Annotated in this window: 13 protein-coding genes and 2 pseudogenes; 10 read left to right on the forward strand and 5 right to left on the reverse strand. The window is 67.6% G+C overall.

All coding sequences use genetic code 11. The annotated features are described in order from the left end of the window. The first annotated feature begins 87 nt into the window (after positions 1-87). Positions 88-1,736, forward strand: a pseudogene (locus tag V8Z74_RS14110) (ABC transporter permease). A 208-nt stretch (positions 1,737-1,944) separates the two neighbouring features. Further along, positions 1,945-2,517, forward strand: a pseudogene (locus V8Z74_RS14115) (ABC transporter ATP-binding protein); the annotation flags it as partial. A gap of 699 nt (positions 2,518-3,216) precedes the next feature. On the opposite strand, the gene V8Z74_RS14120 reads toward V8Z74_RS14115, so the two are convergent. Both V8Z74_RS14120 and V8Z74_RS14125 read right to left on the reverse strand, forming a co-directional pair. Next, on the reverse strand, positions 3,217-4,185 hold the full coding sequence (locus V8Z74_RS14120) for a PhzF family phenazine biosynthesis protein (protein ID WP_349709692.1): 969 nt from the start codon (positions 4,183-4,185) through the stop codon (positions 3,217-3,219). A gap of 74 nt (positions 4,186-4,259) precedes the next feature. Further along, a complete protein-coding gene (locus V8Z74_RS14125) occupies positions 4,260-5,444 on the reverse strand; it encodes an aminotransferase-like domain-containing protein (protein ID WP_066479995.1) in 1,185 nt (394 codons plus the stop codon). Between the two features lie 398 nt (positions 5,445-5,842). On the opposite strand from V8Z74_RS14125, the gene V8Z74_RS14130 reads away from it, so the two are divergent. Continuing rightward, complete coding sequence (locus V8Z74_RS14130) at positions 5,843-7,309, forward strand: aminotransferase-like domain-containing protein (RefSeq protein ID WP_349709693.1); 1,467 nt, start codon at positions 5,843-5,845, stop codon at positions 7,307-7,309. A 141-nt stretch (positions 7,310-7,450) separates the two neighbouring features. Here V8Z74_RS14130 and V8Z74_RS14135 read toward each other — a convergent pair whose 3' ends face one another. The 3 genes from V8Z74_RS14135 to flgA all read right to left on the reverse strand — a co-directional run bounded on the left by V8Z74_RS14135 (position 7,451) and on the right by flgA (position 8,998). After that, positions 7,451-7,822 (reverse strand): hypothetical protein, encoded by a 372-nt coding sequence (locus tag V8Z74_RS14135; protein ID WP_066480255.1) that lies wholly within the window; start codon positions 7,820-7,822, stop codon positions 7,451-7,453. A 38-nt stretch (positions 7,823-7,860) separates the two neighbouring features. Beyond that, positions 7,861-8,175 carry a flagellar biosynthesis anti-sigma factor FlgM gene (gene flgM, locus V8Z74_RS14140; protein ID WP_066479985.1) on the reverse strand — a complete coding sequence of 105 codons (315 nt, stop codon included), beginning with the start codon at positions 8,173-8,175 and terminating at the stop codon, positions 7,861-7,863. Positions 8,176-8,272: 97 nt separating this feature from the next. Continuing rightward, complete coding sequence (flgA, locus tag V8Z74_RS14145; protein ID WP_349709746.1) at positions 8,273-8,998, reverse strand: flagellar basal body P-ring formation chaperone FlgA; 726 nt, start codon at positions 8,996-8,998, stop codon at positions 8,273-8,275. 309 nt (positions 8,999-9,307) lie between these two features. On the opposite strand from flgA, the gene flgB reads away from it, so the two are divergent. From flgB to V8Z74_RS14180, 7 genes are all read left to right on the forward strand, one after another. Further along, positions 9,308-9,721, forward strand: coding sequence for a flagellar basal body rod protein FlgB (gene flgB, locus V8Z74_RS14150; protein ID WP_066479971.1), 414 nt, complete (start codon positions 9,308-9,310; stop codon positions 9,719-9,721). 27 nt (positions 9,722-9,748) lie between these two features. Continuing rightward, positions 9,749-10,153 (forward strand): flagellar basal body rod protein FlgC, encoded by a 405-nt coding sequence (gene flgC / locus V8Z74_RS14155; protein WP_349709694.1) that lies wholly within the window; start codon positions 9,749-9,751, stop codon positions 10,151-10,153. A gap of 16 nt (positions 10,154-10,169) precedes the next feature. Then, a complete protein-coding gene (locus V8Z74_RS14160) occupies positions 10,170-10,832 on the forward strand; it encodes a flagellar hook assembly protein FlgD (RefSeq protein ID WP_349709695.1) in 663 nt (220 codons plus the stop codon). Positions 10,833-10,863: 31 nt separating this feature from the next. Further along, positions 10,864-12,144 carry a flagellar hook protein FlgE gene (flgE, locus tag V8Z74_RS14165; protein WP_066479958.1) on the forward strand — a complete coding sequence of 427 codons (1,281 nt, stop codon included), beginning with the start codon at positions 10,864-10,866 and terminating at the stop codon, positions 12,142-12,144. A gap of 38 nt (positions 12,145-12,182) precedes the next feature. Then, complete coding sequence (flgF, locus tag V8Z74_RS14170) at positions 12,183-12,923, forward strand: flagellar basal-body rod protein FlgF (RefSeq protein ID WP_066479955.1); 741 nt, start codon at positions 12,183-12,185, stop codon at positions 12,921-12,923. A 132-nt stretch (positions 12,924-13,055) separates the two neighbouring features. Next, positions 13,056-13,838: a flagellar basal-body rod protein FlgG gene (gene flgG, locus V8Z74_RS14175; RefSeq protein WP_066479953.1), complete on the forward strand. Its 783-nt coding sequence runs from the start codon at positions 13,056-13,058 to the stop codon at positions 13,836-13,838. Positions 13,839-14,005: 167 nt separating this feature from the next. Beyond that, a complete protein-coding gene (locus tag V8Z74_RS14180) occupies positions 14,006-14,722 on the forward strand; it encodes a flagellar basal body L-ring protein FlgH (protein WP_066479951.1) in 717 nt (238 codons plus the stop codon). Positions 14,723-14,739: the final 17 nt, after the last annotated feature.

Here is a 14,739-nt window from a genome sequence, read left to right on the forward strand (position 1 = left end):
GATGTGGGGTGTGCTTGGTCGAGTGCTGCGTTCTGTATGAGCGCAGCTTTTTGGTTTTTGGATGCGGCGGTTTTTCTTTCGCAGTTGATGGTTTCTTTTCTTCGTTCAGGGCTCAGGCCCGTTGGGCCTGTATGGCAGGGCGCCACCTGGCTGATCGCCCTGGGCGTGCTGGCGCCCATGGTCTCGCTGGGCTGGCTGGCGCTGGGCGCCGATTTTGCGCACTGGCAGCACCTGGCCCGCCATGTGCTGCCCGATGCCGCGCTCAACACCGGCCTGCTGCTGGCCGGCGTGGGGCTGCTGGTGCTGGTGGTCGGCACCGGCTGCGCCTGGCTGGTCACGGCCTGCGAGTTTCCGGGGCGCGGACTGCTGCACTGGGCGCTGCTGCTACCGCTGGCCATGCCCGCCTATATCGTGGCCTTCGCCTATCTGGACCTGCTGCATCCGATCGGACCGGTGCAGGGTGCATTGCGCTGGCTGCTGGGCTACGACAGCCCGCGCCAGTGGCGCCTGCCCGACCTGCGTTCCATGGGCGGCGCCATCTTCGTGCTGGGCTTTGTGCTCTATCCCTATGTGTACATGACGGCGCGCGCCATGTTCATGACCCAGCCCGCCCATCTGATGGAGGCCGCGCGCTCGCTGGGCGAGACGCGCTGGGGGGCGTTTTGCCGCGTGGCTTTGCCCATGGCGCGGCCCGCGCTGGCCGTGGGCCTGAGCCTGGCGCTGCTGGAGACGCTCAACGACATCGGCGCCTCCGAATTCCTGGGCGTGAACACGCTCACGGTCTCGGTCTACACCACCTGGATCACGCGTTCCGACCTGGCCGGCGCCGCGCAGATCGCCTGTTCCATGCTGCTGGCCGTGGTGCTGCTGGTCTGGCTGGAGCGCCAGGGCCGCAGCCGCCAGCGCTTTGCCTCGGCCCAGCGCATGCGCGCCATTCAGCCGCGCCGCCTGCACGGGCCGCTGGCCTGGGGCGCCACGGCCGCGGCCGCGCTGCCGGTGCTGATCGGCTTTGCCGCGCCCGCGGCCTATCTGACCTGGGAGACCTTCAAGCGCCTGCGCCAGGGCGCGGGCATTTCCGCCGGCCTGTGGGCCAGCCTGGGCAACACGCTGGGCCTGGCGCTGGGCGTGACGCTGCTGTCGGTGGCCGCAGGCTTGGTCGTGGCCTGGGCCACGCGCACCGGCATCAGCACGCGCTCGCCGGCGCGCTGGCCCGCGCGCGTGGCGGCCCTGGGCTATGCCGTGCCCGGCACGGTGCTGGCGATCGGGCTGCTGACGCCCGCGCTGGCGCTCGATGCCGGCTTTGCCCGCCTGTTCGGCATGGACGGCCTGCCGCTCATGGGCCAGGGCATGGTGCTGGTGGCCGCCTGCGTGATCCGCTTCCTGGTCATGCCCGTGGGCGGCATCGAGGCAGGCCTGGCGCGCATTCCGCCCACGCTGGAGCAGGCCTCGCGCCTGCTGGGCGAAAACACCGCCGGCACGCTGCGCCGCGTGCACCTGCCGCTGCTGCGCCCCGCCATCGCCACCAGTGCGCTGCTGGTCTTCGTGGATGCGATGAAGGAACTGCCGGCCACCTTGCTGCTGCGCCCCGCCGACTTCGATACCCTGGCCACCTGGCTGTACGCCGAGGCGCGCGCGGCACCTATGAGGAAGGCGCGATTGCCGCGCTGTGCATCGTTGTCGCGGGCCTTGTGCCCGTGGTGCTGCTGGCGCGTTCGCAGTTGCGCATGCGCCGGTAGAGAATGCTTTGTTCTTGATAGCTTTGAGCGCCTGAAGAGCAATGGTTTCTTTGCGAATCAACCTGGAAATCTTTATTTGACGTGCGCTGCCTGCTATCCATTTGTTGAAACTGCCGAACTTTCCATGAACGCCTCCCTGCATATCGAACAGCTGCACCTGGCCTATGCCACGCCCCAGGGCCCGCACAGCGTGGTGCGTGATTTCGCCCTGGATGTGCCGGCCGGCCATATCGCCAGCCTGCTCGGCCCTTCGGGCTGCGGCAAGACCTCGGTGCTGCGCGCCATCGCCGGCTTCGAGCCCGTGGTCTCGGGCAGCATACGGCTGGGCCAGGCGCTGCTGTCCGGGCCCGGCGCCCACCTGCCGCCCGAGCGGCGCCGCGTGGGCATGATGTTCCAGGAGTACGGGCTGTTCCCTCACCTGACGGCCGCGCAGAACGTGGCCTTCGGCCTGCGCCGCCTGGACCGCGCCGCGCAGTCGGCCCGCGTTCAGGAGCTGCTGGCCGTGGTGGGCCTGGCCCAGTCGGGCGCCAAGTTTCCGCACGAGCTCTCCGGCGGCCAGCAGCAGCGCATCGCCCTGGCCCGCGCGCTGGCACCGTCGCCGGCATTGCTGCTGCTGGACGAGCCGTTTTCCAACCTCGACGCCGCCACGCGCGAACGCCTCACCGTGGAGGTGCGCGACATCCTGCGCGCTGCGGGGCAGACGGCGGTGCTGGTGACGCACCATGCGGCGGAGGCCGAGGCGATGGCGGACCAGATTTGCGTGATGACGCCGGTGCATTGAGCAGGGCCAATGTATCCAAATCAGCCCTTTTTGCCGGTTTTAAAGACAGAGGCCGGGACTCGCCCCGGCAGGCGATCTACTTTCTTGTGAGAAAGTAGGCAAAGCACCGGCCCTGCTGTCTGCGACCCTCCGGTTGCGCCTGCGGGCAACCTGTGTCGCCCGGCACTTGCTGCGGTGCGGCCCAACTCGTTTTGCGCCTGTGGCGCGCCACTCAGACAAGCGGCCGCAAGCCAGAGCACGAAGTGGCTGTGTCCTGCGGCACAGCCACCCGCAGCAAGTACCGGGCGCCACAGGCGCAGCCAAAAAGGGCGGACATCCATGCGAGCCATCGCTGCGCTCGGCCTGGCCGCCGCTGCGCGCCTCGCCGTCACGGCTCTTGCAGGCCGTTCGCATTTCCCCTTTGGCTGCGCCTGCGGCACCCGGTTCAGGCTGCGGGCAACGCTGCCGAAGGACAGCGTTGCATCGTCATCTGGCTTGCGCCCGTTTGTCTGAACGAAGCGCGTAGCGCGCAGTGAGTTGGGGCGCACCGCAGACTGAATCGGGTGACGCAGGTTTGCCCGGAGCGAAGCGCAGGGTCGCAGGCAATGGGGCACGTTTCTTTGGGTACTTGCTTGTCGTGCGACAAGAAAGTACCTCGCCTGCCGGGGCGAGACCCGGCCCCTGTCCAAAACATTGGCATGCCGCCAGCAGTGAATCCGGCTACAGCAGAACACTCCCCTGCACACAGCTCACCACATCCCCTCCCACCCACAGCTGTCCTTCATCGTCATGCTGCACCGAAATCCAGCCGTCGCGCCCCAGGCAGGCGCCCTGGTTGGCCATGTAGGGCGTCTGCAGCCGGCCCTGGGCCGTCAGCCACTGGCCCAGGCAGGCATTGAGGCTGCCCGTCACCGGGTCTTCCACGCTGGGCGGGATGAAGGCGCGCACTTCCAGCTGGGCCTGCCGGGGCAGGCTGCTGTCCAGGCCGGCGCGCAGGCCGGTGGAGAAGGCCTCGGCCTCGCGGCAGGCGCGGCCGATCAGCGGGGTGGCGTCGTCCTCCTGGTACAGCGCAGCCACGCCGATCTTGCAGCCCAGCGCATGTAGGCGGGCCATGTCGGGCTGCAGCGACAGCACGGTGTCCGTGCTGTCCAGCAGCAGGCACAGCCATTGCGGGCCGTTGTCCAGCAGGGCGGCATCCAGCACCTGCGCGGGCTCCAGGCCCAGGGCGGTGTAGATATGGGGCAGGCTGGCGGGCAGGGGCAGGGCCTGCAGGGAGGGGGCGGCAAAGGCCAGGCCGCTGCGGGTGCTCGCGTGGGTACGGCGGATGGCGATCAGTCCCTTGGCGCATTCCTGCACGATGAACGCCTCCGACTGCGGCGTGCCGCCGTGCGCGAGCCAGGCATGGCAGCTGCCCAGCGTGGGATGGCCGGCAAACGGCAGCTCGCCCATGGGCGTGAAGATGCGCACGCGATAGTCGGCCCCCTGGGCGCGGCCGGCCGGCGTGGGCGGCAGCAGGAAGGTGGTTTCCGACAGCTGGGTCCAGCTGGCGAAGTCCTGCATCTGCGCATCGCTCAGGCCTTCGGCATCCAGCACCACGGCCAGCGGCGCGCCGCGGTAGGGAACGGCCGTGAAAACGTCCACGGTCATGAAGGGGCGCTGGCGCAGGGCAGGGGAGGTGGCAGAGGTCATGGCCGTCAAGCGATAGGAAGGTGGAGACGAAAAAGCCGGCAGAGCCGGCTTGCAGGATAGGCGTTGCCCGGATCTTATGCGGCGTGCTGGCTGCGAATGGCCGAAGCCAATGCCGCAATGCCCTTGTCGATCTGCTCGGGCGTCACGGTCACGTAGGACAGGCGCAGCGTGTTGCCCTGGGCATCGCCCGCGAAGAAGGGGGCACCGGGCACGAAGGCCATGCCGCGCTCCACGGCAGCGGCCAGCAGCGTCTGCGCATCCATGCCCTGGGGCAGCCTCACCCACAGGAACATGCCGCCCACGGGGCGCGTCCAGCTGACATTCAGGCCGCTCATCTCGCGCTCCAGCGCGGCCAGCATGGCGTCGCGCTGCACCTTGTACATGGCGCGGATGGTGGGCACATGGCGGTCAAGGAAGCCGTCCTTGATGACCTCGGCCACCACGCGCTGGTTGAAGCTGGGGGTGTGCAGGTCGGCGGCCTGCTTGGCCTGGGTGAGCTTGCCGTAGACCGACTTGGGCGCGACGATGAAGCCGATGCGCAGGCCCGGGGCCAGCACCTTGGAGAACGAGCCCATGTAGATCACGCCCTCGGGGTTGCGCGCGGCCAGGGGCAGCGGCGGCTGCTCTTCGTACCAGAGGTCGCCGTAGGGGTTGTCCTCGATCAGCGGAATGTTCAGCTCGCGGGCCTTCTCGACCAGGGCCTGGCGGCGCGCATCGCTCATGGTGCGGCCCGTGGGATTCTGGAAGTTGGGCAGCACATAGGCCAGGCGGGCCTTGCCGGCGCCCGTGCCGACCTGCTTGGCGAAGTCCTCGATCAGCATGCCCTCGTCATCGCTGTCCACGCCCACGGCCACGGGTTCCATGGGCGTGAAGGCCTGCAGCGCGCCCAGGTAGGTGGGCTTTTCCACCAGCATGCGGCTGCCCTTGTCCAGGAACACCTTGCCGATCAGGTCCAGAGCCTGCTGGCTGCCGGTGGTGATCAGGATCTGCTCGGGGTCCACGTTCCAGGGCAGGAAGTCGGCAATCGCCTGGCGCAGCGCCGGCAGGCCTTCGGTGGTGGAGTACTGCAGGGCGGCGGCTCCGTCGCGCTGCATCACGGCCTGGCAGGCGGCGGTGAAGGCTTCCAGCGGAAAGGCCTTGGGCGAGGGCAGGCCGCCGGCCATGCTGATGATGCCGGGGCGGTCCGTCAGCTTCAGGATCTCGCGGATTGCGGAGGAGTTCATCTTGGCAGCACGTTCTGCCAGCGTCCATGTCGTCATAAACAGTTGTCTACTTGGGTGCGGCCATCCTGCCGCCAGAGGTGGCAGGGCCGGCCGGTATGTGTTGCATGCCTGCGCATTGCGCAGGCTCAAGGAGCTTATTGTGTCGCCTGCGGCTTGCCTTTGTGGGGCTGTAGGCCAATAGATGGATGGCGGGCGGCGGTTGGCGCGATCGGCATCCAACTTGTCCGGATCAATGTAAAACTTTGACCATTACAGTTCCAATACAGACAGGTTCACAATCATGCCTTCTGTATTGGTATTTGTTTCGGTACAGTTTCCTGCCGGTTGCCGCCCTGCCGCTCCCTCGGCAAGAAGCGATTCCCCCGGGGAATAGCCGCCCACGCAGTGAGCAGGCATGGGGGCTCTTTTCCACATCTGTCTGTCTGTCTGTCGCCATGCCCGTCTCCCTGTCCCGCCAGTCCTCGCAGACCCTGACTCAGCAGCTGGCCGAGCGCCTGGCCGAGCGCATACGCATGCACCTGCTGCCGGCCGGCACGCGCCTGCCCTCGGTGCGCGAAAGCGCACGCCAGCAGGGCGTGAGCCCGTATACGGTGGTGGCCGCCTACGACCTGTTGCAGGCGCAAGGGCTGGTGGAAGCGCGCCCGCAGCGCGGCTTTTTCGTGCGGGATCTTGCGCAAAAGCCCCTGGCGGGCCCGGCAGGGGCGGCGCCAGCTGCCGCCGACAGGAAGACGGCCATGCCCATGGGCGTACCGCCGGGCACGCGCATCAACGCCTCCATGCTGATACGCGGCATGTTCGTGGAGCGTGTGGACGGCAAGCCCCAGCCGGGCGCCGGCGTGTTGCCGGCCGAATGGCTGGACGCCGGCTTTCTGGCGGCGGCCATGCGCAAGGTCAGCAGCGGCCAGGCCCTGCGCGGCTCCCTGGTGCGCTATGGCGAGCCCATGGGCGACAGCAGCCTGCGCGAGGCGCTGGCGCGCCGCCTGCTGAACCTGGGCATTGCCGCATCGCCGGCCCAGATCATGACCACCATGGGCGCCACCCAGGCGCTGGACATCGTGAGCCGCGCCCTGCTGCAGCCCGGCGATCCGGTCATGGTGGAGGAGCCGGGCTGGGCCGTGGAATACGCGCGCCTGGCCGCCATGGGCATGCGCGTGCTGCCCGTGCCGCGCGGTCCCGAAGGGCCGGACCTGGCCGTGATGCAGCGCTATTGCGAGACCCTGGCGCCCAAGCTCTATGTGAGCGTGAGCGTGCTGCACAACCCGACGGGCTACAGCCTCTCGGCGGCCAGCGCGCACGAGGTGCTGCAGCTGGCGCAGCGCCACGGCTTCTATGTGGTCGAGGACGATACCTACAGCCATATCGCTCCCGAGCACGCGCCGCGCGTGACCGTGCTCGACCGTCTGCAGCACAGCATCTACGTGGGCGGCTTCGCCAAGGTGCTGGTGCCCAACTGGCGCATCGGCTATCTGGCCGCGCCGCCAGGGCTGATGGAGCGGCTACTGGACACCAAGCTGCTGTCCACGCTGTCCTCGCCCACACCCATGGAACAGGCGCTGGCGCTGTGCATGGAGCAGGGCCAGCTGCGCCGCCATGCCGAGCGCCTGCGCCGCCGCTTGGCCCAGGCGCGCACGCGCAGCGTGGCGCTGGCCCAGCAGGCGGGCTGCCGCTTCGTGGCCGAGCCGGCCGGACTGTTCGGCTGGGTGGATACGGGCGTGGATACCGAGGCGCTGGCCCAGCGCCTGCTCGACGAGGGCTACCTGATCGCGCCGGGCGCCATGTTCCATGCCAGCCGCAGCCCCAGCACCTGCATGCGGATCAATTTCGCCACCACGCAGGAAGCGGGGTTCTGGCGCGTGTTCGCGCGCGTGGTGGCGGACATGGGCGCTGCGGGCGGCAAGTAGGGGCGGCCGCCGGACACGAGGGGGTGGTATGCAGGAATTGCGTAAAAAAGTGACCCAATCCCTTGCAGGCCAAGCGCTGGCAGCTATCAAAAACAAAGCCCTGCAATGCAGGGCTTTCTCATGGGTCAGGCCGCGGGCGGCTCAGCTGGCCGCGTGGTAGATGCGCGCCCGGCCCGGGCCTGCCTGGGGTCTGGCGCGCAGGCTGCTTTCGTAGGTGGTGTCATCGCCGGCCATGGGCACCAGGGCCTGGGCGCGGCGCTGGGCCAGGACCGACAGGCGGGCCATCTGGTCGCGCATCAGCGTCAGCTCGTCGCCCACGCGCCGGGCGCGCTCGCGCAACTCCGGCGTCCAGTCCTGGGCGGAAAAACGGCGCGCCAGCTGGGAAAAGGCCACCATGGCATCGCGCAGGCGGGTGCTGGCCTGCTCCAGGACCGCCGCGTCCGAGCCTTGCAGCGATGCCGAAGCCGTCTGAACCACCGCGTCCAGCGAGTCGAGCATTTCTTGCAGGGTCATGGTCTGGTCTGTCCTGGTGAACAAGAAGAGGCTGCGCCTCAGGCGCGGCCGTGGACGAGGAATTCCTCGGAATTGGCCAGCAGCTTGTCGGCCACGGCGTCGGCATTGACGCGGAACGTGCCATTGGCGATCGCTTCGCGCATGGCCTTCACGCGGTCGGCGTCGAAGTCTGCATTGCTGCGGGTCTGGGTGTCCAGCGCGCGGGCCGAGGAGGAAAACGACACGGGCACGCCGGCGGCACGCTCGGGCAGGGCTTTGCTCGATTCCTCGGTGGCGACGGTGGTCGCGGACTTGGGGGCTTGCTTGGCGATCTGCGCAGCCTGCAGCAAATCCGTCTGGTTACCTATTTTCATGGTGATTCTCCAATCGCCCTGGCGGCGTAGGGCGCTGTAGCCTTGCTTTCGACCACGTCGCGTGAAACTTGAGGACTTTTTTGCACGGCAAGGGCTTTTATTGGACCAGGACGACGCCTTCGGGGCTTACGGTCCCCGAAACAAGGCGCCCATTATCCATGCGAACCCGCACGGTCTGACCTGCTCCGGCAGCGGCCATGGCCTTGCCCGAGGCGGAAACGGCGAATCCGCCGCCGTTGACCATGACCTGCACCTGTGCGCCGGCGGCAAACAGCGGCGGCGGGCGCAGCATGTTCTGGCGCAGCGCCTGGCCTGAGGCCAGGGGGCGCGCGGCCACCATGCCCACCCAGTCCTGGGCATTGGCAAAGACCGGCGCGGAGTCTTCCGCCCAGTCCACCTCGCCCTGCACGGCATCTTCGGCGGTCAGGGTCCTGCCGGCCGGCACGGCCGTCTGCAGCACCCAGGCCGGGCCCCAGGCCTTGACCGTGATCGGCAAAAACACATTCCAGGGCACGGCGCCCTGCAGGCAGCGCAGGCCCAGCCGGGTCCGGCCCCACAGGCGGCTGCCGGCCGGCAGATAAGGCTCCACCCTGGCGCAGGCCGCCAGGCGCAGGCGCGAGTCCAGCTGGCCCAGCTGCACCTCCATGCGCAGCGGCATGCTGGCGCCGCCGGCCGGGGTTTCCTGTCCCTGGTGCAGGGCTTCGTCCAGGAAGCGCTGGCTGATCTGGTTGAGCTGGGTGATGCCGTCCTGCTGTGCCCAGGCGCCTGCCGCTGCCAGCAGGCCCAGCGCGCAGCCCACGGCCATGCGGCGCAGGCGCTGCATGGCGGCGGTGGGCAGGAACGGGCTGGGAACGGGCATCGGTTACTCCTGGATAGCCGGGTTGCGGCAGGCAAATTCGTCGGCGGGCAGGCAGGGCTTCCGGAGAGGTGCAGCTTGCTCAGCCTGTGCCGCAAATATAGGCGCGCGGCGCGGCGCCAATGGATGGAAGTGGGCGAGCAAAACCGCTTTCTTCGCGCTTTAGCGCCGCGGTCCGATTTCCATAATCGACGCATGCCGCAGTCTGCGGGCTGCCACCATGCGCAGGCGCCAACACCAGGGCCCTGGCATGCAGAACTTCGAAGCGAGGCCACCATGCTGAACAAAATGACCGAACGACTGGATTTCCAGAGCAAGGCGCTGCTGCTGCGCGCCGAGCGCCAGCGCACGATTGCCAGCAATATTGCCAATGCAGACACGCCCGGCTATGTGGCGCGCGACTTCAATTTCCGCGAAGCCCTGCTTTCGGCCACCAGCGGCCCTTCGCCGCTGACCCTGGCCAGCGCGACCCACGCCGGCCACATGCCGCTGCCGGCCGCCGCCACGGGCGAACTGGGCAAGAGCCAGCTGGGCTATTCGGTGCAATCCCAGCCCAGCATGGACAACAACACGGTGGACCTGGACCGCGAACGCGCCAACTTCGTGGACAACGCCGTGCGCTACGAAGCCACGCTGCGCTTCATCAACGGCCAGGCCAAGACCATGCTCAGCGCCATCCAGGGCCAGTAAGCGGCTGCCCGAACCAGGAGTTTTTCCATGTCCATGTTCTCCATCTTCAACATCTCCGGCAGCGCGGTGAGCGCGCAGTCCCAGCGCCTGAACGTGGTGGCCTCCAACCTGGCCAACGTCGACGCCGTGGCCGGGCCGGACGGCAATGCCTACAAGGCGCGCCAGGTGGTGTTCCAGACCGTGCCCATGGGCAACGACGGCTCGGCCGGCGTGCAGGTCAAGGCCATCAGCGAGGACAACACGCCCGGCCGCCGCATCCATGACCCCAGCCATCCGCTGGCCGATGCCGAGGGTTATGTCACCCATTCCAACGTGAGCGCCGTGGACGAGATGGTCAACATGATCTCGGCCTCGCGCTCCTATCAGAACAACGTGGAAGTCATGAACACGGCCAAGACGCTGCTGCTCAAGACTTTGCAGATGGGCCAGTGAGCCCGGGAGCCAGAGCATGATTTACGGCGCAGGCAGCGTGGATACCACCTCCACCAGCACGACGGGCAACAGCAAGTCCGCGGTCACCGACCCCAACGAGGCGCAGGACCGCTTCCTGAAGCTGCTGGTGGCCCAGCTGAGCAATCAGGACCCCATGAATCCCATGGACAACGCGCAGATGACCTCGCAGATGGCGCAGATCAACACCGTGACCGGCATCCAGCAGCTGAACCAGACCATGCAGACCATGGCCGGCCAGTTCACGGCCATGCAGGTGCTGCAGGGCACGTCCATGATCGGCCGCACCGTGCTGACCGAGGGCAACACGCTGGGCGTGGCCGCCAACGGCACGCACACCGCGGCCTTCGACCTGGACGGCGCAGCCGCCAGCGTCAAGGTCCAGATCACCACGGCCACCGGCGAACTGGTGGACACCATCGACCTGGGCGAGGGCCAGTCCGGCCGCAACTATTTCACCTGGAAGGCCGAAGGCAAGTACAGCGGCGATACCTCGCAGCTGCGCTACAGCGTGACGGCCACCAACGGCACGACAGCCGTGGGCTCCACCACGCTGGCGCCGCATGCCGTGATCGCCACCGGCGCGACCAACGGCAGCCTGACGCTGGAACTGGACAACGGCCAGAGCGTGGCCTATTCCGGCGTCAAGGCCGTCTACTGAACCACCGACCAATCGTTCTCAGGAGAACACCATGGGTTTCCAACAAGGCCTCTCCGGCCTGAATGCCGCCAGCAAGAACCTGGACGTCATCGGCCACAACATCGCCAACGCCAACACCACGGGCTTCAAGTCCTCGCGCGCAGACTTCGCCGAAATGGTGGCCAGTGCCATCGGCTCGGCCAGCGGCCAGACCAGCGGCATCGGCGTGAACGTGGCCAGCGTGTCCCAGCAGTTCCGCCAGGGCGCGATCTCCACCACGGGCAACAGCCTGGACATCGCGATCAACGGCAACGGCTTCTTCATCGTCAGGCAGCCCGACGGCAGCACGGCCTATACGCGCGCCGGCAACTTCGGCCTGGACAAGGCCGGCAACCTCAAGACCGTGTCCGGCGACAACGTCATGGGCTACCTGGTGGACCCGACCACGGGCAAGCCCATGGCCGGCGCCACGCCCGTGCCCCTGAGCTTCCCCACCGGCCAGCCGATTCCGGCCAAGCAGACCGGCAAGGTGAATGTGGAGCTGAACCTGGATGCCCGCGCGACGGTCGCCGCCGGCGACCCCACGGCGACGCCGCCCATCGAGGCGACGCCGCGCGCCACCTACGGCACCTCGCTCAACGTCTACGACTCCCTGGGTACCGCGATCCCCGTCCACCTGTATTTCGAAAAGGATGCGGCAACCAATACCTGGACCATCTACAACCAGCTGGACGACCCCACGGCCACACCTCCGGTCACGGCCACGCCCATCGGCACCGCCGTTTTCGACACCAGCGGCAAGCTCACCGGCGTGACGGGCAACGCGCCTGCCACGGCAGCCGGAACCGCATTGACGTTCAATGTCGCAGGCAGCGGCGGCAGCAGCACGCCCTTCCCGGTGGCTTTCGACCTGGGCGGCATGACCCAGTTCGGCACCAAGTTCGCGGTCAGCAACCTCAAGCAGGACGGCTACACGGCGGGCGTGATGACCGGCGTCAATGTCAGCAAGGACGGCTCCATCGTGGCCACCTATTCCAATGGCGTGACACGCACCGAGGCCCAGCTGGCCCTGGCAGCCTTCACCAACACCCAGGGCCTGGCCTCGGTGGGCGACAACAAATGGGTGGCCACGGCCGATTCCGGTCCGGCCCTCAACGGCTCCGCGCAAAGCGGCACCTTCGGTTCGCTGCAGGCCGGCGCGCTGGAGGAGTCCAACGTGGACCTGACCGCCGAGCTGGTCAACATGATGACCGCCCAGCGTTCCTACCAGGCCAATGCCCAGACCATCAAGACGCAGGACCAGGTGTTCTCCACCCTGGTGAACTTGCGCTAAGACTGAACCGCTGACCGAGCAGAGCAAGGAGATCCAGCATGGACCGCATTATTTATACGTCGATGACGGGCGCCAACGCGGCGGCCCAGCGGCAGGCCGTGCTGGCCCACAATCTGGCCAACGCCGGCACCAACGGCTTCCGGGCCGAGATGTCCACGTTCCGCTCGGTGCCCCTGCAGGGCAGCGGCTCGGGCACGCGCGTGTTCGCGCTGGAGGCCACCTCCGGCTACGTGGACACGCCCGGCCCCGCCCAGCGCACCGGCCGCGCGCTGGACGCCATGGCCATGGGGCGCGCCTGGTTCGCGGTGCAGGGACTGGACGGCCAGGAGGCCTATACGCGCAACGGCGTGTTCGAAATCTCGCCCGAAGGCCAGCTGGTCAACAGCAACGGCATGCCCGTGCTGTCGGACGGCGGTGCGCCCATCGACATCCCGCCCGAGTCCACGATCTCCCTGGGTTCGGACGGCACGCTCACCGCCAAGACCGGCAACCAGCTGCCCGTGGCCGTGGGCCGCATCAAGCTGGTCACCCCGCCCGAGGATGCGCCGCTGACCCGCGGCGACGACGGCCTGTTCCGCGCGGCCCAGGGCGATGCCCTGCCCAACGACGAGAACGCGCGCCTGCTCTCGGGCTCCATCGAAGGCTCCAACGTGAATTCCGTGGAGACCATGGTCGGCATGATCGCCGCCTCGCGCCAGTTCGAGCAGCAGATGAAGCTGATGCAGACCGCCGAAACCAACGACAAGACCGCCAGCCAGCTGCTGAGCGTGAATGGATGACCCCCTGAGTCGCTGCGCGCCTTCCCCCAAGGGGAACGACGCCCTCGCCGCGAGGCGGCTCTTGCTCGGCGTCTCCGGCTTGGAAAGCGCCCAGTTACCAGACTGCCTACGGCCCACCGAAAGGAAAGAATCATGATCAATTCGCTGTTCATCTCCAAGACCGGCATGGAAGCCCAGCAGACCCAGCTGGACGTCATCTCGCACAACCTGGCCAACGTCTCGACCACGGGCTACAAGCGTGCCAACGCCGTGTTCGAGGACCTGATCTACCAGAACCTGCGCCAGTCCGGCGCCCAGGCCACCGAGCAGAACCAGCTGCCTACCGGCCTGCACCTGGGCCTGGGTGTGCGCACCGTGGCCACCTCGCGCAACTTCCTGCAGGGCAGCCTGCAGCAGTCCAACAATGCGCTGGACGTGGCCATCAACGGCAACGGTTTCTTCGAGGTCAACATGCCCGACGGCACCATCGCCTATACGCGCGACGGCTCGTTCGAGGTCAACGCCCAGGGCCAGCTGGTGACATCGAGCGGCTATCCCGTGGCCAACGGCATCACCATCCCCCAGGGCGCGACCAAGGTGTCGATCAGCGCCGACGGCGTGGTCAGCGTGACCATGCCGGGCCAGGCCGCGCCCCAGCAGGTCGGCAACATCGCCATGAGCCAGTTCATCAACCCGGCCGGCCTGGAGCCGCGCGGCCAGAACCTCTACACGGAGACTGCCGCCTCGGGCCAGCCCCAGCAGGGCACGCCCGGCCTCAACGGCCTGGGCACCATCCAGCAGGGCTACCTGGAAGCCTCGAACGTGAACGTGGTGCAGGAGCTGGTGACCATGATCCAGACCCAGCGCGCCTACGAGATGAATTCCAAGGCCATCCAGACCAGTGACCAGATGCTGGCCAAGCTGGCCCAGCTCTGATCGCCGGGTGCTATGAAACCATGAGCTGCCTGCGCCGAATGATTTTTCATTTCAAGAGGTTTCGGTTTCAGGAGTGGCGTGCTGCTGGCGCAGAACGCTCTTTTATCGATAGCGATCCACGCTATCCCCGGGCAGGTGCGGCCTGCCGCTGCCAAGGACTTGCCACCATGACCCTTTCCGTCCCTTCGCTTCCGGCATCGCTGCGCACCGCCGCGGCCCTCGGTGCCTTGCTGGTCACCGCCGGCTGCGCCACGCTCAATCCGCCGCCGCCCGTGGACATGCCATCCACCGCGCCACCCGTGCTGCAGCCGCGCGAGCAGGTGGCGCATACGCCCACGGGCAGCCTGTTCAATGCCAGCCGCTATCGTCCCATCTTCGAGGACCAGCGCGCGCGCATGGTCGGCGACACGGTGACCGTGCAGATCGTGGAGCGCGTCTCTGCCAGCCAGAGCTCGGATTCCAAGGTGGGCCGGACCAACGACATGAGCACCGGCCTTAGCGCCGTGCCGCTGTTCAAGGGCGGTGCCGAAAACACCATCAAGGATGCGCTGACGCTGGGCGTCAAGAGCGATACCGACTTCAAGGGCTCGGGCGCCACCACCAGCAACAACAACTTCACGGGCTCCATCGCCACCACCGTGGTCGACGTGCTGCCCAACGGCCATCTGGTCATTGCCGGCGAGAAGCAGATTGGCGTGAACCACAACGTGGATGTGCTGCGCTTCACGGGCACCGTGGACCCGCGTTCGCTGCGTCCCGGCAGCACCGTGGCGTCGACCCAGGTGGCCAATCTGCGCGTGGAATCGCGCGGCCGCGGGCAGGCCGGCGAAGCCCAGTCAATTGGCTGGTTGTCACGGTTCTTTTTGAACGTTATGCCGTTCTGATTCTCCCGAGAATGGAC

The sequence above is a fragment of the Comamonas sp. w2-DMI genome (assembly GCF_040187735.1).
GTDB lineage: Bacteria > Pseudomonadota > Gammaproteobacteria > Burkholderiales > Burkholderiaceae_C > Comamonas > Comamonas terrae.

Bases quoted from the DNA above. Each gene is read 5' to 3' on its own strand.
- V8Z74_RS14120 (WP_349709692.1), bottom strand. From the start codon at position 4,185: ATGACCTCTGCCACCTCCCCTGCCCTGCGCCAGCGCCCCTTCATGACC.
- V8Z74_RS14125 (WP_066479995.1), bottom strand. From the start codon at position 5,444: ATGACGACATGGACGCTGGCAGAACGTGCTGCCAAGATGAACTCCTCC.
- V8Z74_RS14130 (WP_349709693.1), top strand. From the start codon at position 5,843: ATGCCCGTCTCCCTGTCCCGCCAGTCCTCGCAGACCCTGACTCAGCAG.
- V8Z74_RS14135 (WP_066480255.1), bottom strand. From the start codon at position 7,822: ATGACCCTGCAAGAAATGCTCGACTCGCTGGACGCGGTGGTTCAGACG.
- flgM (WP_066479985.1), bottom strand. From the start codon at position 8,175: ATGAAAATAGGTAACCAGACGGATTTGCTGCAGGCTGCGCAGATCGCC.
- flgA (WP_349709746.1), bottom strand. From the start codon at position 8,998: ATGCAGCGCCTGCGCCGCATGGCCGTGGGCTGCGCGCTGGGCCTGCTG.
- flgB (WP_066479971.1), top strand. From the start codon at position 9,308: ATGCTGAACAAAATGACCGAACGACTGGATTTCCAGAGCAAGGCGCTG.
- flgC (WP_349709694.1), top strand. From the start codon at position 9,749: ATGTCCATGTTCTCCATCTTCAACATCTCCGGCAGCGCGGTGAGCGCG.
- V8Z74_RS14160 (WP_349709695.1), top strand. From the start codon at position 10,170: ATGATTTACGGCGCAGGCAGCGTGGATACCACCTCCACCAGCACGACG.
- flgE (WP_066479958.1), top strand. From the start codon at position 10,864: ATGGGTTTCCAACAAGGCCTCTCCGGCCTGAATGCCGCCAGCAAGAAC.
- flgF (WP_066479955.1), top strand. From the start codon at position 12,183: ATGGACCGCATTATTTATACGTCGATGACGGGCGCCAACGCGGCGGCC.
- flgG (WP_066479953.1), top strand. From the start codon at position 13,056: ATGATCAATTCGCTGTTCATCTCCAAGACCGGCATGGAAGCCCAGCAG.
- V8Z74_RS14180 (WP_066479951.1), top strand. From the start codon at position 14,006: ATGACCCTTTCCGTCCCTTCGCTTCCGGCATCGCTGCGCACCGCCGCG.